The organism is Roseivivax jejudonensis (assembly GCF_900172265.1).
Classification (GTDB): Bacteria; Pseudomonadota; Alphaproteobacteria; order Rhodobacterales; family Rhodobacteraceae; genus Roseivivax; species Roseivivax jejudonensis.
The window spans coordinates 141,942-168,632 of record NZ_FWFK01000001.1; the positions used below are offsets into that span (position 1 = coordinate 141,942).

General features: G+C 67.0%; 29 protein-coding genes. 10 read left to right on the plus strand and 19 right to left on the minus strand.

Annotated features, from left to right (window positions below; all coding sequences use genetic code 11):
• Nucleotides 1-11 precede the first annotated feature (11 nt).
• From ROJ8625_RS00725 to ROJ8625_RS00740, 4 genes are read right to left on the minus strand one after another with little or no spacing between them, the layout of a single operon-like run.
• Nucleotides 12-989: a C-terminal binding protein gene (locus ROJ8625_RS00725; protein ID WP_085789936.1), complete on the minus strand. Its 978-nt coding sequence runs from the start codon at nt 987-989 to the stop codon at nt 12-14.
• Between the two features lie 21 nt (nt 990-1,010).
• The gene (locus ROJ8625_RS00730) at nt 1,011-2,024 is read right to left on the minus strand and encodes a DctP family TRAP transporter solute-binding subunit (protein WP_085789937.1); all 1,014 of its coding nucleotides are present in this window, start codon (nt 2,022-2,024) and stop codon (nt 1,011-1,013) included.
• 17 nt (nt 2,025-2,041) lie between these two features.
• On the minus strand, nt 2,042-3,328 hold the full coding sequence (locus ROJ8625_RS00735) for a TRAP transporter large permease (protein WP_085789938.1): 1,287 nt from the start codon (nt 3,326-3,328) through the stop codon (nt 2,042-2,044).
• Nucleotides 3,325-3,834 carry a TRAP transporter small permease gene (locus tag ROJ8625_RS00740; RefSeq protein ID WP_159456681.1) on the minus strand — a complete coding sequence of 170 codons (510 nt, stop codon included), beginning with the start codon at nt 3,832-3,834 and terminating at the stop codon, nt 3,325-3,327. Before ROJ8625_RS00740 ends, ROJ8625_RS00735 begins: the two co-directional genes overlap by 4 nt.
• A gap of 156 nt (nt 3,835-3,990) precedes the next feature.
• On the opposite strand from ROJ8625_RS00740, the gene ROJ8625_RS00745 reads away from it, so the two are divergent.
• From ROJ8625_RS00745 to ROJ8625_RS00780, 8 genes are all read left to right on the plus strand, one after another.
• The gene (locus ROJ8625_RS00745; RefSeq protein ID WP_085789940.1) at nt 3,991-4,647 is read left to right on the plus strand and encodes a GntR family transcriptional regulator; all 657 of its coding nucleotides are present in this window, start codon (nt 3,991-3,993) and stop codon (nt 4,645-4,647) included.
• 255 nt (nt 4,648-4,902) lie between these two features.
• Nucleotides 4,903-5,901 (plus strand): ABC transporter ATP-binding protein, encoded by a 999-nt coding sequence (locus ROJ8625_RS00750; protein ID WP_085789941.1) that lies wholly within the window; start codon nt 4,903-4,905, stop codon nt 5,899-5,901.
• Nucleotides 5,902-5,949: 48 nt separating this feature from the next.
• Nucleotides 5,950-7,209, plus strand: coding sequence for an ABC transporter substrate-binding protein (locus ROJ8625_RS00755; protein WP_085789942.1), 1,260 nt, complete (start codon nt 5,950-5,952; stop codon nt 7,207-7,209).
• Nucleotides 7,206-8,153, plus strand: a complete 948-nt coding sequence (locus ROJ8625_RS00760) for an ABC transporter permease (RefSeq protein WP_085789943.1) — start codon at nt 7,206-7,208, stop codon at nt 8,151-8,153. The genes ROJ8625_RS00755 and ROJ8625_RS00760 overlap by 4 nt, the downstream gene beginning before the upstream one ends.
• A 4-nt stretch (nt 8,154-8,157) precedes the next feature.
• Complete coding sequence (locus tag ROJ8625_RS00765; RefSeq protein ID WP_085789944.1) at nt 8,158-9,036, plus strand: ABC transporter permease; 879 nt, start codon at nt 8,158-8,160, stop codon at nt 9,034-9,036.
• Nucleotides 9,036-9,743 (plus strand): aspartate/glutamate racemase family protein, encoded by a 708-nt coding sequence (locus tag ROJ8625_RS00770; protein WP_085789945.1) that lies wholly within the window; start codon nt 9,036-9,038, stop codon nt 9,741-9,743. Before ROJ8625_RS00765 ends, ROJ8625_RS00770 begins: the two co-directional genes overlap by 1 nt.
• Before the next feature lie 147 nt (nt 9,744-9,890).
• Nucleotides 9,891-10,310 carry a nuclear transport factor 2 family protein gene (locus ROJ8625_RS00775; protein ID WP_085789946.1) on the plus strand — a complete coding sequence of 140 codons (420 nt, stop codon included), beginning with the start codon at nt 9,891-9,893 and terminating at the stop codon, nt 10,308-10,310.
• Entirely contained in the window at nt 10,307-11,194 is an 888-nt protein-coding gene (locus ROJ8625_RS00780; protein WP_085789947.1) for a polysaccharide deacetylase family protein, read from the plus strand. Before ROJ8625_RS00775 ends, ROJ8625_RS00780 begins: the two co-directional genes overlap by 4 nt.
• Nucleotides 11,195-11,303: 109 nt before the next feature.
• Here the strand turns inward: ROJ8625_RS00780 and ROJ8625_RS00785 are convergent, their stop codons facing one another.
• On the minus strand, nt 11,304-11,660 hold the full coding sequence (locus ROJ8625_RS00785) for a hypothetical protein (RefSeq protein WP_159456682.1): 357 nt from the start codon (nt 11,658-11,660) through the stop codon (nt 11,304-11,306).
• 12 nt (nt 11,661-11,672) lie between these two features.
• Nucleotides 11,673-12,053: a hypothetical protein gene (locus tag ROJ8625_RS00790; RefSeq protein WP_085789949.1), complete on the minus strand. Its 381-nt coding sequence runs from the start codon at nt 12,051-12,053 to the stop codon at nt 11,673-11,675.
• A gap of 206 nt (nt 12,054-12,259) precedes the next feature.
• On the opposite strand from ROJ8625_RS00790, the gene ROJ8625_RS00795 reads away from it, so the two are divergent.
• Nucleotides 12,260-12,685, plus strand: a complete 426-nt coding sequence (locus ROJ8625_RS00795) for a universal stress protein (RefSeq protein ID WP_085789950.1) — start codon at nt 12,260-12,262, stop codon at nt 12,683-12,685.
• A gap of 320 nt (nt 12,686-13,005) precedes the next feature.
• Here ROJ8625_RS00795 and ROJ8625_RS00800 read toward each other — a convergent pair whose 3' ends face one another.
• The 8 genes from ROJ8625_RS00800 to ROJ8625_RS00835 are packed head-to-tail and all read right to left on the minus strand — an operon-like array spanning nt 13,006 to nt 20,151.
• On the minus strand, nt 13,006-13,440 hold the full coding sequence (locus tag ROJ8625_RS00800; RefSeq protein ID WP_085789951.1) for an SRPBCC family protein: 435 nt from the start codon (nt 13,438-13,440) through the stop codon (nt 13,006-13,008).
• 11 nt (nt 13,441-13,451) lie between these two features.
• The gene (locus ROJ8625_RS00805) at nt 13,452-14,294 is read right to left on the minus strand and encodes a phosphoenolpyruvate hydrolase family protein (protein ID WP_085789952.1); all 843 of its coding nucleotides are present in this window, start codon (nt 14,292-14,294) and stop codon (nt 13,452-13,454) included.
• On the minus strand, nt 14,294-15,499 hold the full coding sequence (locus ROJ8625_RS21250) for a Tm-1-like ATP-binding domain-containing protein (RefSeq protein WP_085789953.1): 1,206 nt from the start codon (nt 15,497-15,499) through the stop codon (nt 14,294-14,296). Before ROJ8625_RS21250 ends, ROJ8625_RS00805 begins: the two co-directional genes overlap by 1 nt.
• A gap of 13 nt (nt 15,500-15,512) precedes the next feature.
• The gene (locus ROJ8625_RS21255; protein WP_085789954.1) at nt 15,513-16,226 is read right to left on the minus strand and encodes an ABC transporter ATP-binding protein; all 714 of its coding nucleotides are present in this window, start codon (nt 16,224-16,226) and stop codon (nt 15,513-15,515) included.
• Complete coding sequence (locus tag ROJ8625_RS00820) at nt 16,216-16,968, minus strand: ABC transporter ATP-binding protein (RefSeq protein ID WP_234984122.1); 753 nt, start codon at nt 16,966-16,968, stop codon at nt 16,216-16,218. Before ROJ8625_RS00820 ends, ROJ8625_RS21255 begins: the two co-directional genes overlap by 11 nt.
• A 14-nt stretch (nt 16,969-16,982) precedes the next feature.
• Nucleotides 16,983-18,248: an ABC transporter substrate-binding protein gene (locus ROJ8625_RS00825; protein ID WP_085789956.1), complete on the minus strand. Its 1,266-nt coding sequence runs from the start codon at nt 18,246-18,248 to the stop codon at nt 16,983-16,985.
• Nucleotides 18,249-18,262: 14 nt separating this feature from the next.
• The gene (locus ROJ8625_RS00830) at nt 18,263-19,264 is read right to left on the minus strand and encodes a branched-chain amino acid ABC transporter permease (protein ID WP_085789957.1); all 1,002 of its coding nucleotides are present in this window, start codon (nt 19,262-19,264) and stop codon (nt 18,263-18,265) included.
• Nucleotides 19,264-20,151, minus strand: coding sequence for a branched-chain amino acid ABC transporter permease (locus tag ROJ8625_RS00835; RefSeq protein WP_085789958.1), 888 nt, complete (start codon nt 20,149-20,151; stop codon nt 19,264-19,266). The genes ROJ8625_RS00830 and ROJ8625_RS00835 overlap by 1 nt, the downstream gene beginning before the upstream one ends.
• 267 nt (nt 20,152-20,418) lie before the next feature.
• Between ROJ8625_RS00835 and ROJ8625_RS00840 the strand changes: the two genes are divergently transcribed.
• On the plus strand, nt 20,419-21,054 hold the full coding sequence (locus ROJ8625_RS00840) for a hypothetical protein (protein WP_085789959.1): 636 nt from the start codon (nt 20,419-20,421) through the stop codon (nt 21,052-21,054).
• On the opposite strand, the gene ROJ8625_RS00845 is transcribed toward ROJ8625_RS00840, so the two are convergent.
• The 5 genes from ROJ8625_RS00845 to ROJ8625_RS00865 all read right to left on the minus strand — a co-directional run bounded on the left by ROJ8625_RS00845 (nt 21,044) and on the right by ROJ8625_RS00865 (nt 26,596).
• Complete coding sequence (locus ROJ8625_RS00845) at nt 21,044-22,771, minus strand: phosphoenolpyruvate hydrolase family protein (protein ID WP_159456683.1); 1,728 nt, start codon at nt 22,769-22,771, stop codon at nt 21,044-21,046. The genes ROJ8625_RS00840 and ROJ8625_RS00845 overlap by 11 nt on opposite strands.
• Before the next feature lie 124 nt (nt 22,772-22,895).
• Entirely contained in the window at nt 22,896-23,756 is an 861-nt protein-coding gene (locus ROJ8625_RS00850; protein ID WP_085789961.1) for an amidohydrolase family protein, read from the minus strand.
• Nucleotides 23,753-24,892, minus strand: coding sequence for a mandelate racemase/muconate lactonizing enzyme family protein (locus tag ROJ8625_RS00855; RefSeq protein ID WP_085789962.1), 1,140 nt, complete (start codon nt 24,890-24,892; stop codon nt 23,753-23,755). Before ROJ8625_RS00855 ends, ROJ8625_RS00850 begins: the two co-directional genes overlap by 4 nt.
• On the minus strand, nt 24,889-25,794 hold the full coding sequence (gene kdgD / locus ROJ8625_RS00860) for a 5-dehydro-4-deoxyglucarate dehydratase (RefSeq protein ID WP_085789963.1): 906 nt from the start codon (nt 25,792-25,794) through the stop codon (nt 24,889-24,891). Before kdgD ends, ROJ8625_RS00855 begins: the two co-directional genes overlap by 4 nt.
• Before the next feature lie 85 nt (nt 25,795-25,879).
• Nucleotides 25,880-26,596 (minus strand): FadR/GntR family transcriptional regulator, encoded by a 717-nt coding sequence (locus tag ROJ8625_RS00865; protein WP_085789964.1) that lies wholly within the window; start codon nt 26,594-26,596, stop codon nt 25,880-25,882.
• Between the last annotated feature and the right edge of the window lie 95 nt (nt 26,597-26,691).

Here is a 26,691-nt window from a genome sequence, read left to right on the forward strand (position 1 = left end):
GGTTCGGAGTGTCACGGGCCGTCCCAGCGGTTGACCCAGTTCTCGGGCGCCTCCCCGCGAAGCACCCGGTCGAGCTCTTGCGCGGCGAGCGTCTGCAAGCGGTCCACCGAAGCCTCGGAATACCAGGCGCCGTGGTCGCTCAGCACGGTGTTGGGGGCACGGAACAGCGGGCTTCTCGCCGGGTCCGGCGGCTCGACCTCGAACACGTCGACGCCGGCGCCGAAAATCCGCCCGTCGATGAGCGCCGAGGCCAGCGCGGCCTCGTCGACGAGCCCGCCGCGCGCAACGTTGACGAGGATCGTCGTCGGTTTCATCAGCGCGATCCGACGTGCGTCGATCACGTGGTGGGTGTCCGGCACGAGTGGCGCGTGAAGGCTGATCACGTCCGCCTCTCGGCAGATCGTGTCGGGGTCCGCGGGCGTCGCCCCCGCGGCCGCCATCTCCGTGGCCGGGACGCCCGGATCGTGGGCGAGCACGCGTGCGAAGCCCATCGCGCGGAACTTCGTCGCCGCGGCGCGCGCGATCCGGCCGAAGCCCAGAAGGCCCAGCACCCCGTCGCGGCGGCCGGGGATCCGGGCGCCCTGCCCCACGCCCCACGTCCCGGCACGCACGTCGGCGTCGCGCGAGACGATCCGGCGATTGACGGCGAGGTAGAGCGCGACGGCATGGTCGCTCACCTCGTGCTCGGCGCCATAGTCGGGCACGTTCGCGACGTAGATGCCGGAGGCCCGGGCGCTGTCGAGGTCGATGTTGTCGACCCCGACGCCGTAGCGCACGACGGCCCGCAAGCCCGGGGCCGCCGCGATTTCATCACTGCCGAAGCGGCGTTCTCGCAGCAGGATCCCGACGGGATCGAGCCGCGCGAGCGCGGGAACCGCCGCCTCCGTCGCGGGCACCGCGACGATCTCGACACCGTGCTTTGCCAACAGCGCGCGTTCGGTCGCGTAGTCGGCATAGCCCGGCTCGAGAACGGCGATGACCCGTGTCATTGCGGCGACCCCCGGCGCGGCTCAGTACTGGTCGCGATAGGCCTGCACGGCCTCGTCGAGCCGGTTCGGCCAGTCTTCACCGATCTCGCCCACGATGTATTCGCGCACGGCCGGCTGAGCCGCCTCGCGGAACTTGTCCTTGTTCTCGGGCGAGACAGGCGTCACCTCGAGGCCGCGCTCGGCCAGGATCGTCGCCGCGTTCGCGTCCTGCGCCGCGGTCATGCCGCGATGGATCGTGATCGCGATATCGACGCACTGGTTCACGGCGGTCTGCTGATCGCCCGAGAGGCCCTGATAGAAGTCCTCGTTCATCATGTAGGCGTGCCAAGAGAACACGTGCCCATCGAGCGACACGTAATCCTGGTGCTGGTAGAGCGATGCATTGAGAATGTTGGTCACCCCGTTCTCCTGCCCGTCGACGACACCCTGCTGAAGTGCGCCGGGAAGTTCCGGCCACGGCACCGGCGTTGCGGACGCGCCGAGGCTCTCGACGAGGTTCACCCAGACCGGCGCGGTCTGGACGCGGATCTTGAGCCCCTCCATGTCGGCGGGCTCCGCCACCGGGCGCACCGAGTTGGTGAAGTTGCGCACGCCGTTGTCGGCCACGCCGAAGGCACGGATGCCCGTCTGCTCGCGCATGTCCTCGAACAGCGCATCGCCGAACTCTCCGTCCATCACCGACCATGCCATCGCCTGGTCGTCGAAGATGTAGGGCATCGCCAGCACCGAGAACGGCTGGTACGTGCCCGAGATCGGGCCGTCATGCACCACACCCATCTGGATGGTGCCGAGCTCCAGCCCTTCCATCACGGTCGGTCCATCACCCAGCTGGCTGGCCGGAAAGATCTGCACGTCGATCGCGTCCGAGGTCTTGCCCTCGACGCAGCTTTCGAAGGCGAGCGCGGCGGCGTGCTTCGGCGAGCTCATGTCGGCCGACTGGAAATGCGCGTATTTCAGCACGTGCTCCTGCGCCTGAACGGCGCCGGCGAGCACGGTCGCGGCGGCGGTGGTCGCGAAAAGGGTCTTGTACAGCATGATTTTCCTCCCTGTGATCAGTTGCTGTATCCGAAGAACTCGGGAATTGCGGTGCTCACCCACGGCACGAAGATCACCAGGAGCAGCACCGCGAGTTCTGCCGCCAGAAGCGGCAGGACGGCACGGGACAGCGCCTCGAGGCGCAGACGTCCCACGGTCGAAATCACGAAGAGCACCGGTCCGATCGGCGGCGTGACCATTCCGATGGCGAGGTTGAGCACCAGCATCATCGCGAACTGGCGCGGATCGATGCCGAACTGGTGCGCGATCGGCGCGAGGATCGGCGTCAGGATGATGAGCGCCGGCAGCGTGTCGAGAAAGAGCCCGCAGAGCAGCGCGAATATCGCCAGAAGGATGAGCACGAGCGTCGGGTTCTCGGTCAGTCCGCCGAGCAGCGCGGCAAGCTGCTGCGGCACCTGCAGATAGGCCAGAAGCCAGGCGAAAATCGACGCCATCGCCACGATCAGGAGAACCGAGGATGTGGTCAGTGCGGCATTGACGAACACGCTGTTCAGCTTGCGCCAGGTGGCCTTGCGGGTCACGAACCCCAGAACGAGCGCATAGGCCGACGCCACCGCCCCTGCCTCGGTCGGGGTAAAGACTCCGCCGAGGATGCCCCCGAGGATCACGAGTGGCATCAGCATGGCCGGAATCGCCGTCACCGCGGAGCGTCCCAGTTCGCCCGACGTGGCACGATGCTCGCGCCCGCGATAGCCGTGCCGGACCGAGATCACGTGGTTCACGACTGCGAGCGCGAGGCCCAGCAGGATCCCCGGAAGGATCCCGGCGAGGAAGAGCCCGGCGACCGTCACGTTGCTGTCGGAGATCGCGTAGACCACCATCAGGATGGACGGCGGAATGATCGGGCCGATCGTCGCCGTCGCGGCCGACAGCGCCCCGGCATAGTTCTTTTCGTATCCGGCCTCGCGCATCATCTTCATCACGATGGCGGACGGCCCGGCCGCGTCGGCCAATGCCGACCCGCTGATGCCGGCAAAGAACATCGACACCAGAACGTTCACGTGGCCGACACCGCCGCGAATATGGCCAACGAGATCGTTGGCCAGCCGCAGAAGCGTCTGCGTGAGGCCGAAGGCCGTCATCAGCTCCGACGCGAGGATGAAGAACGGCACCGCCATCAACGGAAACGAGTTTATGCCGCCGAAGATCTGCTGCGTGGCGAGGATCGGGGTAAGCGAGCCGTCGATCAGGATCGCACCGAGACCGGCGACGCCCATGGTCAGCGCGACGGGAACGCCGAGCGCGAGACACCCGAAGAACAGCAGGAACAGCGCCGTGGTCATTCGCTCCGCTCCTCAGGATCGAGCGGACCGCCCGGCTCGAGGAAGTCTCCGCGCACGAAGCTGCGGAAGAACAGGAGCAGATGCAGAATGAAGAGTGCCGCCCCGATCGGAACCGCGAGGTAGGGCACGCCGCGCGGGATCTGCGTGGCCATCGTCTCCTTGTTCCAGCCGAACTGGACGAATGCGACGCCGTACCAGACGAGCGCCCCCATGAATGCGAGCATCAGGACCGCGATCGCCGTTCTCAGCCCTTTGCGCGCCATGCCGGGCAGAACGTCCTGCAGGACGGTGATCGCCACCAGCCGGCCCTCGCGCAGCGCGATGCCCGCGCCGAAGAAGGCACCCGCGATCATCAGGAAGCGCGCCACCTCCTCGCCCCACGCGAAAGAGGTGCCGAAGCCGTAGCGCATGACGACGTTGACGATCACGACCGCGAACGTCGCCGCCAGCAAGAGCGCGACAAGCGCCTTGTTCAGGGCCGTCAGGTAGCGGTCGAACGCGTCCATCTTTCCTCCCGCGCCGCTGATCCCTCCCACGGCGCCGGCCCAGAAGACACACGCTGGCATACAGTATGTCAAGCCGTATCTGGCATACCGTATGCCATGGATAAATCGCTCGGCACGTGTTAAGAGCGACGCGTTGCCCCTAAGGCCCGCATTCCGATGAACCGTATCGAACGCCCCAAGTCGCTGACCGAACTCGTGTTCGAAGAGATCAAGGACGAGATCGTCACCGGCCAGTTGGCGATGGGTGAAATGCTGTCCGAAACGCGCATCGCCACGCGGCTCGACGTGAGCCGGACGCCAGTCCGCGAGGCTTTCGCGCGGCTCGAACTGGAAGGTCTCGTCCAGTCGAGGCCGCAACGTGGCACCTTCGTCCTCACGATGGGCAATGGCGAGCTTCAGGACATCTGCGATACGCGCGTTTGCCTCGAGACGGGCGCGCTGCGCGCCGCCTTCGAACGTGCGCGCACCGACCTGATCGCGGCGCTGCAGGCGATCGTCACCGAGATGGCGCGCGCCCGCGACGCGGATGCCACGGCAGACTACCTGCGGCTGGACGCCGAGTATCACGAGGCGATCCTGACTGCCTCGCGCAACCCATTCATGGTCGACGCCTACATGACCATTGCCGCCAAGATGAGCGTCCTGCGCAACAAGCTCGGCAATCACCCCGACCACATGCGCAAGAGCTTCGACGAGCATTGCCGCCTTATCGAACTCCTCGAGGCCGAGGACCTTTCGGCGGCCACCGATCTTCTGGTCAGCCATATCGGCCGCAAGGAAGGCAGCTACTGGAGCATTCCGGCGACGGAGTGATCCGGCCCCTCGAACGGCAGCGGGCCGCGATCGGCTCTCCCCGACCTCCGCCGCGCCGCCGCGCAATGCGGGCGAACGACAATCCTCCGAAACCGGGATCACTGGACAGCCTGCTTTTCAGGCACAGCGGCGAATTGTGCTGAACGCTTGGGCGGATGTCCCCCAGGGATCGCTATGTGAAGTAACGGATGCCCCGCCGGACTTGAGCGATCGGGTCCCCCGCTTTTTCGGTAGCCGAATAGCAGGGGGTGCCGCATGTCCGAAGCGCAGACCGTCGAACTGGCTGCCGTCACGAAACGCTATGGCGACGCGCTCGCAGTCGATGCCATCAGCCTCAAGATCCGCGCCGGCAGCTACTGCTGCCTCCTCGGTCCATCGGGGTGCGGGAAATCCTCCACTCTCCGGATGATCGCGGGCCACGAGGACGTCAGCGACGGCGACATTCTGATCGGCCCGCGCGTCGTCAACGATGACCCACCCGCGGCGCGCGGCACTGCGATGATGTTCCAAAGCTATGCGCTCTTTCCCCATCTGAGCGTGGCCGAGAACGTGGCCTTCTCGCTCCGCATGAAGGGCGTGGCGAAAGACGAACGCCTGAACCGCGCGGCACGGATGCTGGAACTCGTCTCCATGACCGACTTCGCCGACCGGACACCGAACCAGCTCTCGGGCGGACAGCAGCAGCGCGTGGCGCTCGCGCGCGCGCTCATGACCGAGCCTTCGGTGCTTCTGCTCGACGAGCCGCTGTCGGCGCTCGATCCGTTCCTGCGGGTGCGGATGCGCTCCGAGCTTCGGCGCATCCAGTCCGAACTCGGCATCACCTTCATCCACGTGACCCACAGCCAGGAAGAGGCGATGGCGCTGGCGGACCTCGTGGTCGTCATGAACGAGGGCCGGATCGCACAATCCGCCGCCCCGCGTGAGATCTACAACGCCCCGCGGACGCCATTCGTCGCGCGATTCATAGGCGGCCACAACATCCTGGAGGACGAGGGCCGCACGATCACGCTGCGCGCCGACGACCTGTCTATCCTGCCCGAAGCGCGCGCCTCCGAGGCGCGACGCCGGGCGCGGATCAGCGAGATCGAGTACCGGGGACCGGATGTCCGCGTCGGGCTCGAGACCGAGGCCGGCGAAAGCCTGACAGCGGTCATGGGCGAACGCGACTTCTTCGACAGTCCGCTGACCCGGGGCTCCGATGTCGCCATCGACTGGCGCCCCGAGGCGGCCCACGAGCTTTCGCGCGACGGCTAACGCGCGCGCAAGACACGACCACAAAACAAGACCAGCAGGAGAGTGACGATGACGAAGATTTCGACCACACGACGTTCCGTTCTGCGCGGTGCCGCGGCGCTCGCCGGCACCGCGGCGTTTCCCGCCCCGTTCGTCCACGCGCAGGAACGCGTGACGCTGCGCTATCTCTCGACAGCGGTGAACCAGTCCCCCGCGATCGCCGAGAAGGCGTCCGAGGAACTGGGGATCGATATCGAGTATATCGCGGTGAACACCGACGAGGTGCCGCGCCGGGTCATCACCCAGCCGAACTCGTTCGACCTCGTGGATTCGGAATATTTCTCGCTGCCGAACCTCGTGCCGTCAGGCAACATGAAGGGGATGGACGCCAGCCGCATCGACCGCATCGACCAGCTCGCGACCGTCATTTCCGAGGGCAAGGTTGCGGGAGAGGCCGTCGGCTCCGACGGGACAGCGCCGCACGAGGTGCTTTATCTCGAGGGGCAGGAGTCCACCTCGTTCGCTTCTTCGCCGACCGAGTGGATCACCCTGATCCCGACGACCTACAACGCCGACACCCTCGGCATCCGGCCCGACCTGATCGACAAGGAGATCAGCTCGTGGGCGTCGCTGCTCGACCCCGATTTCGCCGGGAAAGCATCGATCCTCAACATTCCGTCCATCGGCATCATGGACGCCGCCATGGCGCTCGAGGCTCGCGGAGACCTGACCTACGGCGACAAGGGCAACATGACGCGCGAGGAGATCGACACCACGATCGCGGCGCTGATCGAAGCCAAGCGCGCCGGGCAGTTCCGCGCCTTCTGGTCGAACTTCCAGGAATCCGTGAACCTGATGGCTTCGGGCGAGGTGGTGATCCAGTCGATGTGGTCGCCCGCCGTCACCGCGGTCCGCACGCAGGGCATACCCTGCGTCTACCAGCCGCTGCAGGAAGGCTACCGCGCCTGGGCGTCGGGCTTCGGCTTGCCGCGGACGATCGAAGGGCGCAAGGAAGATGCGGCCTACGAGTTCATCAACTGGTTCCTCTCGGGCTGGGCCGGTGCCCACCTGTCCAAGCAGGGCTACTACCCCGCCGTGCTCGACACCGCGAAGGAATACATGGAGCCCTATGAATGGGCGTACTGGTACGAGGGCGCGGAAGCCGAGCAGGACATCATGGCGCCCGACGGGCGGCTTCTCGAAGAGGCCGGCGCGACGCGCGACGGCGGTTCCTACGAGGAGCGCATGGGCGCCGTCGCCTGCTGGAACGCGGTCATGGACGAGAACCAGTACATGGTCCGCAAATGGAACGAGTTCATCGCGGCGTGACCGACGCGACCGATACCGCAGCGGAGGTCCGGCCCGCCCGGACCTCCGCCCGCCGCAGCGGCACGGGCCGCGCGGGCGCCGCACTCGCGCCCTACCTCCAGGCGGCGCCGATGGCGCTCGTCTTCCTGATCTTCTTTGTTCTGCCGCTCGCGGCGACCATCGTCGTCAGCTTCTGGCAATATACCCAGTATTCGATCGAGCCGGCCCTCACCGCGCAAAACTACGGCGATGTCTTCTACGGCTGCCTTGCGAACCTGCCGAGCCTCTGCACGACATTCCTGACCTACCTGTCGACCCTGAAATTCTGCCTGATCGTCTGGGCGACGACGCTGACCATCGGGTTCACCATCGCCTACTTTCTCGCGTTTCACGTCCGGACGCTGAAGGTGCAGGTCATCTGCTTCCTGCTCTGCACGATCCCGTTCTGGACCTCGATCGTGATCCGCATGATATCGTGGATCCCGCTTCTGGGGCGCAACGGGCTGGTGAACCAGACGCTGATTTCGATGGGCGTGATCGACACGCCGCTCGAGGGTCTGCTCTATTCCGATTTCGCGGTGATCCTCGCGCTGACTCACCTCTACACGCTGTTCATGGTGGTGCCGATTTTCAACTCGCTGATGCGTGTCGACCGGTCGCTGATCGAGGCGGCGCGCGACGCCGGCGCCTCGGGCGCGCAGATCCTGCGCCATGTGATCGTGCCACTGGCCCGGCCCGGCATCCTGATCGGCTCGATCTTCGTGGTCACGGTGGTGATGGGCGACTTCCTGACCATCGGCATCATGGGCGGACAGCAGATCGCGTCCGTCGGCAAGGTGATCCAGACGCAGATGCAGTTCCTGCAATTCCCGCTCGCGGCGGCAAACGCGGTGATCCTGCTGGCAGCCGTGCTCGCCGGGGTCTGGGCGCTGCTCAAGCTCGTCGACATCCGCAAGGAGCTCTGAGCCCATGACCGAACGCCGCCCCCGCTCCTTCTACGTCCTGGCCTTCGTGTTCGCGCTGTTCCTGATGTTCCTCTACGGCCCGATGATCTCGATCCTCGTGCTGTCGTTCCAGGGACCCGAGGGCGGTCTCGTGTTCCCGATGACCGGCGTCTCGACCCACTGGTTCCAGCGGCTCTGGGAGGGCGGCGGACAGGTCGAGATCGGCAGCGCGCTGCGTCGGTCCTTCGTGCTCGCGCTCGTGGTGATGGTGCTGACGGTGACGATCTCGGTGCTGGCCGGGCTGGCGTTCCGGCGACAGTTCCGGGGCGCGACCGTCCTGCTCTACGTCGCGATCGCGAGCCTGATCGTGCCGTCGATCGTCGTCTCGCTCGGCATCGCGCTCGAGTTTCGCCTGCTCGACGACGCGATCAAGGATTTCGGCGCAGCCACAGGCATCGGCTGGATCCAGAACGATTTCGTTTCGGCGCTGGGGCCGTTCACCTCCGGGCTCGGAGCCCACCTGACCTGGACACTGCCCTTCGGTCTTCTGATCATGTTCGCGGTCTTCAACCGCTTCGACCCGGCCTACGAAGAGGCCGCCCGCGACCTCGGCGCGACGCCGTGGCAGACATTCCGGCACGTGACGCTGCCGATGATCGCACCGTTCCTGATCGGGGTGGCGGTGTTCGGTTTCACGCTGAGCTGGGACGAACTGGCGCGATCGAGCCAGGTCATGGGCTCGCAGAATACGCTGCCGATGCAGCTTGCCGCCAAGACCACGACCGTCACCGACCCCGAGATCTACGCGCTTGGGACCGCGACGACGGGCGGGTCGATCCTGCTGGTCCTCGTCACGTTCACGCTCATCAGCCTGATGCAGCGCGGCCGGGCCAAGCGCGGCTGATGCGCCTCCACGTCGTCAATCCCAATGCAAGCGCCGCGATGACCGAGGGCATCGCGCGGGCCGCGTCGGCCGCGGCGCCGCCCGACGCCGCCGTCACCACCACCGGCGCGGCGGGCGGGCCGCTGTCGATCGAAGGACCGGTCGACGGTGCAATGGCGGTGCCGTGGATGCTGCAACGGATCGAGGAGGCGGAGCGCGCCGGGTGCGATGGCCACGTGATCGCCTGTTTCGACGATACCGGGCTCGACGCGGCGCGATGCGTCGCCCGTGCGCCCGTCGTGGGGATCGGCGAAGCCGCCTATCACTGCGCGACGCTGATCGCAGACCGCTTCGCGGTGGTCACGTCGGTTCCCGAGGCGCTGCCGGTGCTGCGCGGGAATCTCGCCCGCTACGGCCTGTCCGCGCGGTGCGCGGGGTTGCGCGCCGCCGGCGTGCCGGTTCTCGACATCGACGCCGGCACGCCGGAGGCCCTGGCCGCGATCCGGCGCGAAACGCGCGCCGCGCTCGAAACCGACGGCGCGGACGCGATCGTGCTCGGCTGCGCCGGCATGGCGACCCTTGCCGCAACGCTTTCGGACGAATTCGGATGCCCGGTGGTGGAGGGGATCGCCGCCGGCCTTTCGCTCGTCGGCGCGCTGGCGGGCGCCGGGCTGCGCACGTCGAAGCGCGGAGGCTATGCCGCACCGCGGACCAAGGCGGCGCAATGACGCCACCGACGGTCCGGGGATCCGTGTTGCCCCGAATGATCCTTGCGCGAAGATCGCGGCTGCCGGCCGCGCTGCGAAGTGAACAACGTTGGCCCGGCCGCCGGCGCCCCTAGGTAACGGCCCGGCCGAAAGAGCGGAGATCCCAGTATGACCGACGACATCATCGCCGAGGCAAAGCGCGTCGTGGCCGCGTATCTCGAGCGGTCCATGGCGAAGGATGCCGACGGCGCGCGCGGCTACATGGCGCCCGGCTGCGAAATCGTCTTTACCGGCGGTCGCCGCATGGACGGCCCGGAGGATCCGCCCGCATTCAACGCCAAGCGCTATGCCTCGGTGCAAAAACGCCCCTTGCGCACCGATGCGGTCTGGAACGACGAAGCCGGCGCCGTGCATGTCTGGACCATCGGGCACCTCTACGGAAGCTGGCCGGACGGAGCGGCATTCGACGGCAACCGCTACGTCGATTTCTTTGCCGTGCAGGACGGGCTGATCGTGCGCACGGAGGTCTGGAACGACAGCGCCGAGATCCTTCTCGCGCGCGCGGGCCTCGCCGAGGCCCCACTGTGAAGCTGCCGCATCACGACCGCTTCGACTACGTCCCGATCACACGTCGGCGCGACTTCACCTGGCCTGGGGGCAAGCGGCTCGCGGTCTATTTCGGGATCAACCTCGAACACTTCGCCTTCGGCGAGGGCCGTGGCGCCCAGCTCGTTCCCGGAGACATCGAACCGGACGTGCTGAACCACGCGTGGCGCGACTACGGCAACCGCGTCGGGGCGTGGCGGCTGATCGACTTGTTCGACGCGCTGGATCTGCCCGCGACGGTTCTCGCGAACAGCACCATGTACGATCACGCCCCCGAACTGATGGACGCCCACCGCGCACGCGGGGACGAGATCGCGGGTCATGGCCGAACGAATTCCGAACGACAGGACACAATGGCCGAGCCGGAAGAGCGCGCGCTGATCGCCGAGGCGACCGACGTCCTGGCCCGGGCCGAGGGACGTGCACCGGACGGCTGGCTCAGCCCGTGGATCGCGGAGAGTTTCGTCACGCCGGATCTGTTGGCCGAGGCGGGATACCGATACACGCTCAACTGGTGCATGGACGACCAGCCGATCTGGATGCGGACGCGCTCGGGCCCGCTGCTGTCGATCCCGTATCCGCAGGAAATCAACGACATCCCGTCGATCATCGCGCGCAACGACGCGGCCGAAATCTTTGCCAAGATGATGCTGGAAGATTTCGAGGAGCGGCTCGCCCAGTCCCGGAACCAGAGCCTCGTCATGGGAATCGCGCTTCATCCGTATATCGTCGGTCAGCCGTATCGGCTGCGCGCGTTGCGTCGGGTTCTCGATCGGATAACCGCCGCGCGCGACGAGATCTGGATCACCCGGGCGCGCGACATCAGTGACTTGTGCCATGGGTCCTTGCGGGACGTCATCGCCTGAAAGCGCATGCCCGCACCGGAGGACACTCTCGGTGCCTCGTGGAACGTGTCGCGCGGTCCGCTCTCGCCAAGTCGAGGTATATGGAGCCAAGCGACCGACGTTCGGCGCGTCACGGGGCGAGCCGAGGCCCGCACCAGTTGAAGTCCTGACCTCGCTCCGCCTGACCTTCGAGCAGCGTGAAGCGGCTTGGCGCCGTGATCGTGATCCGGTCTCGGGTCGGTCGGACCTCGCCGTCATACCTTGCCGCGCAGGTTTGCGAGACGACGATGCTGTCGCCCTGCGGTTCGGTGGCGTCAATCTCGCACCCGGTGCTCGAGGCGCCGCGCAAACCCACACCGTCGTAGACCCGCCACCTCGCGTTCGCGGGAGTCTCGCAGGTGTCTCCGGCGATCACCCAGAAGCCCATCGGGATCGGCAACGGACCGTCGAAAACCGCAGCCTGCGTTGCATCGGAGTTCGAGGGCACGGACGCAACGACCTAGGCCCCATCACATCGAACCAGGACGTCCGTGCGGACGTCCTTCCAGACGAACGTCATCCGGCCCGCCCCGTCTCGTGAATCGAACCGGAAGTACTCGCGGGTCCGCGGCTCCACCGCTGCGGCCCCCTCGAGTTGCTCGAAATCGCCGGCGGCGAAAACGACGTCCCCGATCCGTTCGACCTCGCGGATCTGGGCATTGCCGCCGAACGTGTCGATCCGCCCGGCGGTGATATCGACCCGGGTGACCGAGGTGCCGGGTTCGGCGCAGGCGTCATCGGAGACATCCCATGACCCCTCCAGCTCCGACGGGAGTGTCTGCGCCAGCGCGGGAGCGGCCGCGATGACCGCCGCGACGAGCGCTGAAATAGCTCTGATCATCCGACACCCGTTTCTTGCTCACGTCATGAAACCTGAAAGCGAATGCGCCGTTCCTCAAAAGGAACACAGGCACGAGCCAGACGCGCGGAAACACGGAGGCGTTGCGGGGCCCGATGCAGGTGGTCTCGAATTTTACACTTTCCCTATCGCACCACCTGAATTGAAATCGGAAAGCGGTTTGGAACGACGAGATTGGAGCAGAGACGATGCCACAAGAGACGAAACTCATCCTGTGTCCGATCAACCTCAGGCATACCGAGCTGGATTACAGCGAGTATGAGCAAGCGGTGACGATGGCCAAGTTCCGAGGGGCCAAGCTCATCCTGGCGACGGTCGCCCCGGAGTTCGAGCGCAATCTCAACATCCGCGACGTCGAGGGTTTCTGGAAAGAAGAGTTGCGCAAGTTCCTGAAGACGCACCCCGCCGATGGCGTCGAGGTGGAAACTGCCGTCCGCAAGGGATCGACCCACCGCGAGATCGTCCGGCTCGCCAAGGAGCGCAAGGCCGATGTCATCGTCATGAAGTCGGCAAATCCGAAGGTGAAGGACTATCTTCTCGGGACCACCGCCAGCCATGTCGTGGCTTACGCGCCCTGCTCCGTCTACGTGGTCCGCAGTTACCCGCACGCCTAGGCGTCGGGCGCCACGACAGGTCGAAGGGCTCCGCCGCCTCGTTCTTTCGGGTCGACCGGTGGCGTTGGCCCGAGCGGCGTGTGTGTGCCGCAGTCACGTGGCGAGGTCGATCGCTCGTGCGCGACGAGACGCGCTCGTACCTCCTGCGTTCAAGACGGACGGGCGCGCTGCCACTCGCCGATCCGCCGGTGCCGGTGTCGCACGCACTTCTGGGCGCGCGGCGACCCGGACCACCTGAGCCCCTGATCTGGCCCGCAGCTCCGGAGATCGCCACGGCCTCGTGCGTCAGGTGGCCCGCCCCGCCTCTGAAATCGTCATCTCTATTCGAGACGCTCCGCAAGCGCACGGATGCCCGCTGCGAACGTGTCCTTTCCCACGGCCTGCCGGATGTCGGGTTCGTCCTCGGCGCCGACCTCGAACGTGGCCCACCATTCGACGAAGGTTGCGCCGCGCTCCGTCACCGGCGTGCAGCGGAAGGTGGCGACGTAGTTCTCGATCGGCATTGGCGACACGAGGATCGAATAGGTGAAGGCATGATCGAGATCGCTGAAACTCAGCAACCGCTCGCGCAGATGCCCGCCGTCCGACAGGGTGAAGTTGCGCACGCACCCCACCTGATCCGGCGGAAGCCCGTCTTCGATCGTGCTCTCCGCGATCCGGGGGTGCCACTCGCCGTGGCCGTTGAAATCCCGGGCGAGCGCCCAGACCTTGTCTACGGGGGCCTCGATGATGTCGCTGATATAGACCTTCGCCATTCTCTTCTCCCTCACTTGGCCTTGCCGGGTTTCAGCGCCTTGAACTCGCGCGTCTGCGCGATGAGCGCGTTTTCGACCGGCAGCCGCTCCATCGAGCTCGCGCCGTAGAAGCCGTGGCAGCCGCGGCAATTGTCGAGGATGAACGCCGCGTCGTCGGGCATCGCGATCGGGCCGCCGTGACAGAGCACGATCACGTCGTCGCGCACGGCGCGGGCGGCTTCGGCGATCGCGTTGATCTCGTCCGCGCAATCCTCGAGCGTCAGGGCGGTCTCCGCGCCGATCGCCCCGCCCGTGGTCAGCCCCATATGCGCCACCACGATATCGGCCCCGGCGCGTGTCATCTCTTCGGCGTCGCCGGCGTTGAACACGTAGGGCGTGGTCAGCAAATCCTTGTGCCGGGCCCGAGAGACCAGATCGACCTCGAGCCCGTAGCCCATGCCCGTCTCCTCGAGGTTCGCGCGGAACGTGCCGTCGATCAGGCCCACGGTCGGGAAGTTCTGTATGCCCGAGAAGCCGACCGCGCCCAGCTGATCGAGGAACCAGTCGAAGTTGCAGAACGGATCGGTCCCGTTCACACCGGCAAGGACCGGCGTCTCGCGCACCACCGGCAGCACCTCGCGCGACATCTCCATGACGATGTCGTTGGCGTTGCCGTAGGCCAGCATCCCCGCGAGCGAACCGCGCCCGGCCATGCGGTAGCGGCCGGAATTGTAGATGACGATGAGGTCGATCCCGCCGGCCTCCTCGCACTTGGCCGAGAGGCCCGTGCCGGCACCGCCGCCGACGATCGGCTGGCCGTCGTCGATCATGCGGTGGAACTTGGCGAGGATCTCCTCGCGCGGAATGCGGGGCATCACTGACCTCCTGTCGTTGTCTCCCGCCAGGCCGATACGAGCGCGTCGGCAAAGGCGGGATCGTTGATGTGATGAGGCACGCGCACCAGCCGGCGCGTGTCCGATTGTTCGACCGTGCTCTCGAGCGCATCGAACAGCGCGGCGCGCGCCGCGTCGTCGTGGAAGGCCGCGCCAGGCGCGTCGAGCGCGGAAACTCCGCCCTCGGGCAGCAGGAACCGCACCGGACCGTCGCAGGCGTTCAGCTTCTGACCCAGCCAGCGGCCCATCTCGGCGTTTTCCTCGGCGGTGGTGCGCATCAGGGTGACCTGCGGATTGTGCTCGTAGAACAGCCGGTCGGCATACCGCTCCGGCACGGTGTCGGGCGCGCCGAAATTGACCATGTCGAGTGCGCCGACGGATCCCACATAGGGCACTTTCGTGCGCGCGATGGCGCCCAGCCGATCCTCGGTCGCCGCGAATACACCGCCGAACAGGAGGTCGCAGATTTCCGTGGTCGTGGTGTCGATGACGCCCTCGACCAGCCCGGAATCGACGAGTTTCTCCATCGACTGGCCGCCGGTGCCGGTGGCATGGAAAACGAGGCAATCGTACTCTTCCGACAGCCGCTCTACCGTCTGGCTCACGCATATCGTGGTGACGCCGAACATGGTCAGGCCGAGCGCGGGCTTCACGTCCGCCGGCGGCACCTCGGCGCGGGCCATCCCGGCAATGGCGCCGGCGGCGTTCGCCATGACCCTGCGCGAGATGCGGTTGAGGCCGCCGACATCGGTGACCGAATACATCATCGTCACGTCGGTCGGGCCGACATAGGGCGCGACGTTCCCCGACGCGACGGTGGAGACCATGAGCTTCGGCACGCCGACGCCAAGCGCGCGCATCGCCGGGGTGATGAGTGCGGTGCCGCCCGAACCGCCGAGACCGATCAACCCCGAGAGATCCTCGCGCGTCGTGACGAAGCGCTCGAATGCCTCGGCCATCGCCGCGACGGCGGTGCCCCGGTCGCCGGTGAAGACGCGGGCCGAGCCTTCGGGGTGGTACGCGGCCACCTCGCGCGCCGCGATGTCGGCGCCATCCGGCGGCGTCTGGGTCGTCGAAAGATCCACGAGCGCGACCTCTGCGCCGGTCGACCGGATCCGGTCGCGGACGTAGTCCAGTTCCGGAAGCTTCGTGTCGCATGTTCCCGCGAGATAAATGCGTCTGACCATCGGTCCTCCTCCCTCAAGCCTCGGCGGCGACGCCGAGGTAACGATTGCGCAGAGCGCGATCGTTCAGCAGCGAGTCCGCGTCCGTTTCGAGCGCGATCTCGCCGTTCATCATCACCATGATCCGGTCCGACACCTGCGTCGCGACGTTCAGGTTCTGCTCGACCAGAAGAAGCCCGACGCCGGAGCGACCGATCTCGCGCAGGACGTCGACCACGTGATCCACGATCACCGGTGCAAGGCCCTCGGTCGGCTCGTCCATCACCAGAAGCCGCGGATTGAGAAGCAGTGCGCGCGAGATCGCCAGCATCTGCTGCTCACCGCCCGACAGGGCCCCGCCGCCGTTCCTGCGCCGTTCCGCAAGGCGCGGGAAAGTGTCGTAGATGCGCTCGATCGTCCATTCGCCGTCGGGTTTGCCCACGAGTTGCAGGTGCTCATCGACGCTGAGCGAGCGGAACACGCGACGTCCCTGCGGAACGTAGCCGACGCCGGCGCGCGCGACCTTGTAGGCGCGCTGTCCACTGATGCGGGTGCCGGCGAGGCGGATCTCGCCCCGCGCGGCCGTGACAAGCCCCATGATCGCCTGGCAGAGTGTCGTCTTGCCCATGCCGTTCCGCCCGACGATGGACAGCGGCTCCGTCCCCGTCTCCAGCGACAGGCCGTGCAGGACGTGGCTGGAGCCGTAATAGACGTCGAGGTCCTCGACCTTCAGAAGCGGGTCATTTTCCATGGCGGCCCATGTAGATGTCCTGGATGTCCTGGTTGGCCGAGATCTCGGCCGGCGTCCCCTCGGCCAGCAAACGACCGTTGTGCATGACGCTCACGTAGTCGACGGCCTTCAGCGCGATATCGAGGTCGTGCTCGATCAGGATCAGCGTCAGGTCGCGCGGCAGGTCTGCCAGCATCGCCACGAGCGACTCGCGTTCACGCGTCGACAGGCCGGCAGCCGGTTCGTCCAGCAGAAGCAGTTTTGGCGGATGCGCCAGCGCCATGCCAAGCTCGAGCTGGCGCTGCTCGCCGTGGCTGAGCTCGCTTGCCAACGTGTCGAGCCGGTCGGTCAGACCGACGCGATCGGCCAGCGTATCCGTCTCATGCCGGTCGGGCTGATGTTCGGCGCGGGTCCAGATCGCCAGCCGTGGTCCGGTGGCGCCGCGGACCGCGACATAAAGATTGTCGCGCACGGTCATGCCGCCGAAAACCAATGATTTCTGGTAGGTGCGGCGCACCCCCTCGAGCACGCGTCGCTGCGGGGACAGGCCGGTGATGTCTTCGCCGAACAGGCGGATCGAGCCCGCGCTCGGGGGAAGGTCGCCGGCGATCATGTTGAAGAGCGTCGTCTTGCCCGCGCCGTTGGCGCCAAGCACCGCCCGACGCTCGCCCGGTGCGACGCGCAGGGTCACGTCATCGACCGCCACGAGCGCGCCGAAGCGGCGGGTGAGGCCCTCTACGACGAGGGCCTCCTCCTTGGTCATGTCGACCGCCTGCATCACGACGGGCAGGACGGGTTATCGCGGGACGGCAGGCCCAGTTCCATGTACGCCTCGCGGTCGAGGCCGAGATACTGGTCGACGTTCTCGATCCGCTCCAGCGGTTCGAGCGCGAGGCTGCCATCCTCCTGCTCCACGACCTCGTTGATGTAGATCGCGGCGGTCGCCTGCCGATTCTCGTTGAGGCTCACCGTGCCGGTCGGGCTGGTGAACTCGAGGTTGCTGAGCGCCTCGTTCAGTGCCTCGTGGTCGTTCGACAGATCACCTTCCACCTCCTGAAGCGCGAGGAGCGCGGCCTTGGTGTTGGTGTAGTAGTTCGACGCGAAGAGCGACGGCGACGGAAGCCCCTCGTCCCCGAAGTAGTCCTGATAGCGCTGGGTGAATTCCTGCCACGCCTCCAGTTCCGCGTTGTCCGACACCGGACCCGAGGACAGAATTCCGGGCAGAAGCTCGCGCGCCGGGCCCTGCGTCGTCAGGACCGTCTGGTCGGTCACGTTGGTGCCGCCGACGATGGGGAGCTGACCGCCCATCTGCGCGTATTGCGACAGGAAGTTCACCGCATCGGAACCGCCGAGCACGACGTACATGCCGTCGACCTCGCCCGCCTCGAGCGGAAGCTGGGCGATCACCGACGAGTAGTCGTTGTTGCCAACAGGCGTGAAGTACTTGTCCTGCACGGTGCCGCCGGCTTCGCAGTACGTCGCCATGAAGCCGAAGATCTGCGCGTAGGGGAAAGAGTAGTCCTCGGACACGATGACGATGTTGTCCCAGCCGCGCTCGTTCACAACGTATTCGCCCAAGGGCGACGTCCATTGCGCGCCCTCGGTGTTGAAGCGGAAGAAGTTCTCGGCCGGGTCCACCAGTGTGGTCTCGATCGCCGCCGAGCCGCCATTCAGGAACGTCGTTCCCGGCTGCTCCTTGGCGTATTGCGCGATGCGGATACCTTCCGACCCCGAAAGCGGGCCGACGAGGATGTCCGCGCCGTCCTGTTCGACCAGCCGGCGCGCGGATTCGAGCGCCACGTCCGGGTTGCCGTCCGACGACGCGGTGATGAACTCGATCGGATGGCCGGCGATTTCGCCGCCGAACTCCTCGATCGCGAGCTCGACGCCGCGCAGGCCGTCCTCGCCGGGGCCCGCGAACGGGCCTTCGAGCGTGGCGAGCCCGCCGATGGTGATGGTCTCGGCGTCCTGCGCGAGCGCGGTGGTGCCCATGAGCGCCGCGACCGTGGCCGCCGTGCCGAGCATGAAGCGTTGTGTGGTCATATCGGAATACCTCCTCATTTGCCGATATCGTCGGTCTTGGGGGCGCCGCCGCGGTCGCGGCGTGCCCATCCGGTCCCCCGCGTCCATGCGCGGCGGACAAGGCCCGTGAGCCCGTCGGGCGAGAACAGCACGATGGCCAGGAAAACGAGGCCGATCAGTGTGTTGAATCGTTCGCGGGCGATGAAATCGATGGCGAAGTTGTCGACGATCGTGAACACGAAGGCGCCGACATAGGCTCCCGCCGGGTGGCCGATCCCGCCAAGGACGCCGGCCATCAGCACGTCGATTACCGGGTTCAGCGCGACCGAGCCGGGCGAGATCGAGGCGTTGAGCCAGACGTTCAGAATGCCGCCGATCCCGGCGATGAACCCCGCCAGCCCGAACGCCAGAACCCTCAGGAGCGGCACGTTGAAGCCGAGCGCGCGCAGCCGGTCGGGTTCGTCGCGCACGCCCTGCAGCGCGAGGCCGAAGGGTGTGCGCACCACGTGGCGGACGCCCAGGTAGCAGGACGCGGCGAGCACGACGCTCATGTAGTAGAATGGCAGGTTCGCGCCGAGGTCGAGACCGAGGATCACCGGCGGCTCGACATTGTTGAAGCCGGTGAACCCGTTGAAGATGTCGTAGTTCTGGAGCGTCAGGTAGTAGAAGGCCATCGCCACGGCGAGCGTGATCATCAGCGTGTAGATTCCGCGTGTGCGCACCGCGACGAGGCCGATCAGAAGCCCGGCGAGCGTGGCGAGCGCCAGTGCCAGCACCAGCGCTACCGGCCACGGCAGCAGAAGCCCCACCCCACCCGTCGGCGCAGTGAAATAGGCGGTCGCATAGCCCGCTACGCCCGCCACGGTCATCTGCGCGAGGCTGAGCATGCCGGTATAGGCGGTCAGGAAGACAAGGCTGAGGACGATGGTCCCGAAGCCCAGCGTGCGGCCGCCGATCTGCACCAGCCAGAAGCTGTTGACCACGAACGGATAGACCAGCAGCAGGACGATCACCGCGAGAGGGAGGATCCAGCGCATCAGGCGGCCCTCCCCAGAAGGCCCTGCGGCCGCACCGCGAGCACCGCGACCATTATCGCGAAGGTGTAGACGATGCCGTAGGTCGGCGTGTAGGCGAGCCCGTAGGTTTCGGCCATCGCCACGAGCAGCGCGCCGATCGCCGCCCCTGGGATCGACCCCATGCCGCCCACGATCACCACGATCAGCGACGACAGCAGGTAGCGCGCGTCCTCACCCGGTGAAACGGACAGGACCGAGCCGCCCACCACGCCGGCCATGCCGGCCAGTCCGGCCCCTATGGCAAAGACGCCGACGAAGACCAGCGGCACGTTGACGCCCATCGCCTCGAGCATGCGGCGGTCGTCCACGCCGGCGCGGATGAGCATCCCGATACGCGTGCGATTGAGGATCAGCCAGAGCGCGATGCCGATCACCAGCGCGAAGCCGATCAGCATCAGCCGCGCCATTGCGTAGCGCCCGGCGACGGGCACCGGCACGAATGTCGACACCGCGTCGGGCAGCGCGATCTGGTAGGCGGAGCCGCCCCATTGCGCCAGCATCAGGTCGGCGGCGACGATGGAGACACCGATCGTCGCCAGAGCCTGTCGCAGATCCTGTCCCTGCATCCACGACAGGATCGACACCTGCAACGCCGCGCCGGCGGCAGCCACCACGAGACCGGCGGCGAGGATGCCGACGATCCAGCTGCCGGTGGCCTCCGACACCTCGAAACCGACATAGGCGCCAAGCAGATAGAGCGAGCCGTGCGCCATGTTCACCACGCGCATAAGCCCGAAGATCAGGGAAAAGCCGCTCGCCACGATGAAGTAGAGCGACGCGAGCGTCAGACCGTTCAGCGTCACGATGGCAAAGAGGCGCCAATTGATGTCGGCCAGCGTCTCGATCATGGCCGATCCGGTCGTGGCGTCTTGGTGCAGCGCATATGCGGCGTCTCCTCCCGGTGGTCTGCGGGCACGACCTCTCCGTCCGGCGACGCGCACCGCGTCGCTGGCCAGCGCATCCTCGGGGATGCCGCCGATCCGGATTGTCCTCCCGCATCGCGGTGTGGCAGGGCCACGCTCGTCCGCGATGAGTTGAGCATTTCACGCGGAAAGACGTTCGCTCAACAGGCGGGACGCCTTTTATTGAGTAAGATTGGGTAACTTTGGTGCGGAATGCGTAGATTCTCCAAATGGCCGATCCACCCCTTCGGCACCGCCGCCAACCACCTGCCCGAGGCGATCGTCACCGCGCGCGCCGGCATCCCGGCCATGGAAATGCCGCCAGCCGTCGCGCTGCTGCTGCCGAATGCCGGGGGCGCCCAGGATGTCCTTGACGATCTCGGCGATGTCGCGCCGCCGGCGCTCGGGCTGTTCCTCGCCGACCCGAACCTGCTGACCGAACGGCTGTCGCGTCGCATCGCCAGGCACCGCCGGTGGGTCTGCAACTTCCCGAGTGTCGGACAGCACGAGCACGCTTTCAGGCGCTACCTCTCCGAGGTCGATCTCGACCATGCGCGCGAGATGCGCGTTCTCTCCGATCTCCGCCGCGCCGGTCTGTCCACCATCGCCACGGTATCGACACGCCGCGACGTGGACGTGGCACTCGCCGCACGGCCAAACGCGCTCCTCGTCGTGCCCCCGGTTCCCGAATTCGCCACCGGAGGAGTCTCTTTGGCGCGCCGGGTCGAGCTGGAGCGTTCGATCGCCAGCCAAAGCGACGGGCTCCCGATGATCGGGCTGCGCACGGCGGGAGAAGACGCATCCGGCCTCGACGCAGGATTGATGCCCCCGACGGAGCTCAGTCGTTGAGCCCGAGCCGCGCCATTCGGTTGTATAGCGTCTTGCGCGAGATGTGCAGCGCCTCGGCGGTGCGACCGCGGTGGAAGTCGTTGCGCCAGAGCGCCTCTACGATCTGGCGTTTTTCGAGGTCCGTTGCGGTCTCCGGCTGCGCCTGATCCGCGGTGTTCGCATCCAGAAGCGCTGCGATCTCGGTCCCGCTCACGTCCTCGCTCGCGCTCCGCGCGACGAGCCCGCCGATGACCCGGTCGAGTTCGGCCTCGTTGCCCGGCCACGGGTGGCGGCGCAGCCGATGAAGGGCGCCCGGACTGAGCTGCGGCAGATCGGCGGAGCCAAGGCCCGCATCGGCAGCGCGGGCGGCCATGATGTCGGGCAGATCGTCGATGCGTCGCCGTACGGGTGGCATGCGCACTGCCCAACCGGACAGGAGCCCGACGAGGTCCGGGTGCAGGTCGTCCGGAAAGAGCGGCTCGTCCGCCGCGCGCTCGAACAGGAATATAACCCGCGCCGTGATCCGCATGCGCCGGCGGCGCCGGGATGTCACGAGCGCGCCGTGCGCGAGGCTGCGCGCCAGTCGCAGCTGCAGCGACGGCAGCGTCCGGTGCATGTCGCGCAGAACGATCGTCTCGTTGCCCGGGCTGGTCAGAAGCCCGCTCTCGTAGCCGTCTGCATCGTCGTGCCCGAACAGGCGACGCGACACGCGCGGGCCCGGATCGTCCCGCCCGTCGATGTGGGGCGCATCCCGCCGTCCGCCGTCGAGCGCGGAGAGGGTCGGCGCGAAGGGCGTGCCCGGCTCCTGCGTGACCGCGATCGCGCGGCGCGTGCCGGACAGCGCCTCCAGGTGTTCGAGGCATGCGAGCACGGGGCCGGACCGACCGGCGAAGCCGTGACGGCGGCCCCAGCGCAAGAGCGCCTCCTGCCGCTCGGTGAGCGCGTCCTGACGACGGCCTGCCTGCCGGTACCCCGCGATCCGGTTGGTGACGGATTCCTCGTAGGGCATCCGGTCGAGCGTCGAGCCTCCGACATAGCCGTCGAGGGTCGCGACCCTCGCCACGTGCCCCAGATCCTCCGCCGACACCACCGGGCCACCTTCCAGCAGGATCTGCGCGCCCGGGTGGATGCGCCGCACGAGTGCCGCGTAGTCCCGTGCGATCAGGCCGACCTCCTCGAGCGAGGCGCGCTGCGCATGGCCGAGCGAGCCGCCGGCGTTCCATCCGAAGTTCAGCAGGATCATGTCGATCCCTGCCTCCGCTGCCGCCTGCGCATGTTCGCGCGCCCCGCAATAGTAGAGCGCCCGGTATCCCGCCGACTGCACGCGCGCCAGCGCCTCGATCTCGCGCCGGAACCCGCGGCCGGCCCGATCGAGGATCTGTCGCATCGCGCGTGGCATCAGGGTGGTGTTGGGGAAATTGACCGCACCTGCAAAGCCCTGTTCGGCAACCCGGTCGACAGCGGACTCGGGCGTGAAATCCGGATCCCAGCAATTGATGCCGAGGAGGACGGGCACCGACACACGCGGGAGGATCTCGCGCGCCGCAAACGCATCGGTCATCGCCGTCGCCGCGTGGCACGGCAGCATGCTCGCGATCGACGGGGCGCCCATGTTCCGCATCCGCGCGGCATTGACCGCCAGAAGGAGGTCGGCACCTCCGACCTCGGCCGTCTGCGCGGCGATCCCGCTTCCAACGGCGGCGCCAATCAGCAGCCCTTCTGACGTGTCCTGCGGCATGCACGGATCCTGCACCGGATCGGGCGGCCGGTCGACCGCCTCGGCCCACGCTCTTCCCGTTGGCGCGCGACGGGCGATGGCCGGGCCGGACCCTCCCGCCGGCGGTGCAGTGCAATCGAATGCCCTAGCGTCCCGCGAAGAACAATCGGTCCGGCGTGTCGACCAGTGCCGTGCGGAACGCGCGCTCCGACGGGAACCACGCGGCAACGGTGTCGAGCAGCACGGCATCGTCTGGATACGCGTCCGTCGTCTTGGCCATGTTGTGCGGCCAGTTCGTGCCCCAGACGATCCGCTCGGGGGCGTGGGCGGCCATGTCGCGAGCGACCTCGGCGACATCGTCGTAGTCGGGCGGGCCGGCGGTGCTGCTCTCGTAGCACGCGGCGAACTTGAAATAGCAGAAGCCGGTGTCGAGCAGGCGTTTGATCGCCGCCTTTCGCCCCTCGGTCGGGCCATCGAAGATCTTGGCATGGTGATCGAGGATCCACGGCTGCTTCAACCTGGCGAGGCGCCCCTCTTCCTCCTCGATCCGGCTGCCGTCGAACTGCACGGTCATCAGCCAGCCGCGCGCGCGGGCACGCTCTGCCACCGCGTCCAGCTGCGACAACGGTACGGCGCCGCCCGGCAGGTCCATGATCCGCGCACCGACCACGCCGGCCGCCGCGAGCCGATCCAGCTCGGCCTCCGACGTCTCGCCATCGATACAGCCGATGCCGCGCGCCGCCTCTCCCATCTCGGCCAGCGCAGCGAGGAGGTTGCCATGATCCTTCTGCTGGGCGTTACCCTGCGTGACCACCACGCGGTCGATGCCGAGCCACGCCATGACCTGTCGGTACTGGTCGGGCGTCGGCAAGTCGCCCGGCGGGTTCGGCGGACCGCCCTCGATCGCCGGATAGCCCGGCAGGTACATGTGCGTCTGGGTATCGACCACACCGTCTGGCAACCGGGTCCGCGGCGACGCACCGGTGATCTTGCGCACGATGGTCATGCGGATGCTCCGGGGGCAAAACGCGCGAGCGCGTCGCGGTTGATCTCGATCCCGAGACCCGGTCCGTCCGGGATCACGACGACGCCGCCCTCGTGCTCGATCGGCTGTGTCACGACGGCCTGCCGGAACGGATTGTGAGTGCGGTCGAATTCGAGGATCGGCTCGACGGGATCGCGCCGCACCGGGCTCGGCACCATCGCCGCCATCCATTGCAGAGAGGCGGCGATCTGCACCGCAGTCCCCCAGACATGCGGCACCAGTCGGATACCGTGAAGCGAGGCCATGTCCGCGATGCGCCTCATTTCCGTGAAGCCACCGCAGCCGCAGAGATCGGGCTGCGCAATATCGACGGCACGCGTCTCCAGCGGCTCTCGGAAGGCCCAGCGGGCATGCCATGTCTCGCCACCGGCGACCGGGATCGGCTGTCGGGCCCGCACTTCACGATAGGCGGCGAGGTGCTCCGGCACGACCGGCTCTTCGAACCAGTCGATGCCGTAACGCGCGGCGCGATTGCCCAGTTCGACCGCCTCGAGGACGTCGTAGCCGTGGTTCGCGTCGATCATCAGGCGCATGTCCGGGCCCATCGCCTCGCGCACCGCCGCGATTACGCGCAGATCCTCCTCGACGCCAAATCCGATCTTTATCTTCATCGCGTGAAAGCCCGCGTCGCGATGGCGCGCGGCCTCGGCGGCGTTGTCCTCCACACGGTCGACGCCGTCGCGCCGGAACGACCCGGTCGCGTAGGCGCGCACACGCTCACGGAAGCGGCCGCCGAGGAGAACCGAGACCGGCTGGCCCAACGCCTTGCCCTTGATGTCCCACAGCGCGACGTCGATGCCCGACAACGCCGTGATCGTCAGGCCGCGCTGCCCCTGATCGCGCAACGCGTTGTAGAGCTCCGCCCAGATACGCTCCGTCTGAAGCGGGTCGGCGCCGCGGAGGCGCCCGGCATACGCCGCGACGACCGCCGCGTTCGGGCCTGCAGGACCGAGGCATTCGCCCCAGCCGGTCGTGCCGTCGTCGCAGACGATCTCGACCAGAAGGTGCATCCGCCGATCGAACCGCATCGAGGCGCTCTCGAAGGGAACATCCAGCTCGTGGTCGAGCAGGTGCGTGCGGACCTCTTCGATCTTCATCGCTGTTCGGTCCCGATGATCCCTTGCAGCGTCTCCATCTCCGCGTCCGTCAGGTCGCAGAGCGGCGGGCGCACGGGCCCCGCATCGAAGCCCTGAAGCCGCACGCCGGCCTTGATCGCGGCGACGGCATAGCCCGCGCGCCGGTCGCGCAGCTCGAGAAACGGATAGAAGAAGTCGTTGAGGATCTCTTCGCACCGAGCCCGGTTCCCGGCGTGCAGGCTGTCGTAGAACTCGATCGCCAGCCGCGGCACGAAGTTGAACACCGCCGAGGAATAGGTGCTGAACCCCGCGGCGAGATACGCCTCGGCGAACACCTCGGCCGTCGGCAACCCGCCGAGATAGACCAGCCGGTCCCCCATCTTGGCGGTGATCTGGCGCATCTTCCCGACCTCGCCGCCACCGTCCTTGAACCCCACGAGGTTGGGCAGCTCGTCGCACAGGCGCGCGACAGTGTCCGGCGCGAATTTCGAGTTGCCGCGGTTGTAGATCGTCACGCCGATCCCAACGGACCGGCAGACGGCGCGCACGTGATCGGCCAGTCCCTCCTGCGGCGCCTCGGTCAGGTAGTGCGGCAAGAGCAGGATACCGTCCGCGCCGACCTTCTCGACCTCGCGCGCGATGCCGATCGCGATCTCGGTGCCATAGCCGCAGCCCGCGACAATCGGCGTGTCGCCGGCCGCCTCCTTGGCCGCACGCACCACCTGCGGAATCTCGTCGGGTGTCAGCGAGAACATCTCGCCGGTGCCGCCCGCCGCGAAGAGCGCGCTTGCCGGGTAGCCCGACAGCCAGTTCACGTGCGCCTTGTACGGGTCGGGAGCGAATGCGCTGGCGTCATCGAAAGACGTGACTGGGAATGACAACAGACCTGCCCCGAGGGCGGTCTTGAGCGATTGAGGATCCATCGCGAGACGCTCCGTTCTGTCCGGTGTTTTATCCCGCTTACCGGCCCAGTATCGACCTGTCAATAATTCGTATGATGACTATTCCCTATCGTCTTATGAGTTCGCGGTAGCGCGACATCGAGTTGCGCAAGTGCGCCTGCATCGCATCACGTGCCGCAGCGGAATCGCCCACGGAAACGGCGCTTGCGATCGATTCGTGCTCACCCGCGATCATGTCGATATAAGCGGGATCGCCCCGCTGGTCGCCCCCCGCAAGTGCGGCGCGCGGAATCATCGACAGGCCCAACACCTCCAGGAACTCGCGGAACCTCGGGTTGTTGGTGGCGTCCGCCACAGCGAGATGGAAGCGCTGGTCGGCCTCTTTGGTCGACGCCCCGCTTTCCAGACAGCGGCGCATTTCGGCGGCGGCATCGAAGATCGCTTCTTCCTGCAAGGGCGAGCGCCGCTGCGCAGCGAGCGCGGCCGCCTCCATCTCGACTGCGACGCGCAGTTCCAGCATCTCGACAACCGAAGAAATTCTTTCGTAATCAACGATATGAAACGGCTTTTCCGGCTCCTCCGGACGCTCCAGAACGAACACGCCGGCGCCCTGACGCGGGGCAACGAGCCCGTCTGCCCGCAATCCGGCGATGGCTTCGCGAACGACCGTGCGCGAGACACCGAACCGCTCGGTCAGCCGCGCCTCGGAGGGCAACTTGTCGCCCGGCCGGAACGTACCGTCTGCGATCTCGGCGCCGAGCGCGCCGACAAGTTCAGCCACGAGATTGCGCCGCGTCTTGCCCGTTCCCGCGGTCATGTCCATCGTCGTTCTCCCGCTTTGGTTTCAGCGTCATCCTACCTGTTGACAGCTTATGCCACAAGTTGTCATACAACCTGCATCGAAAGCGGAGGAGACAG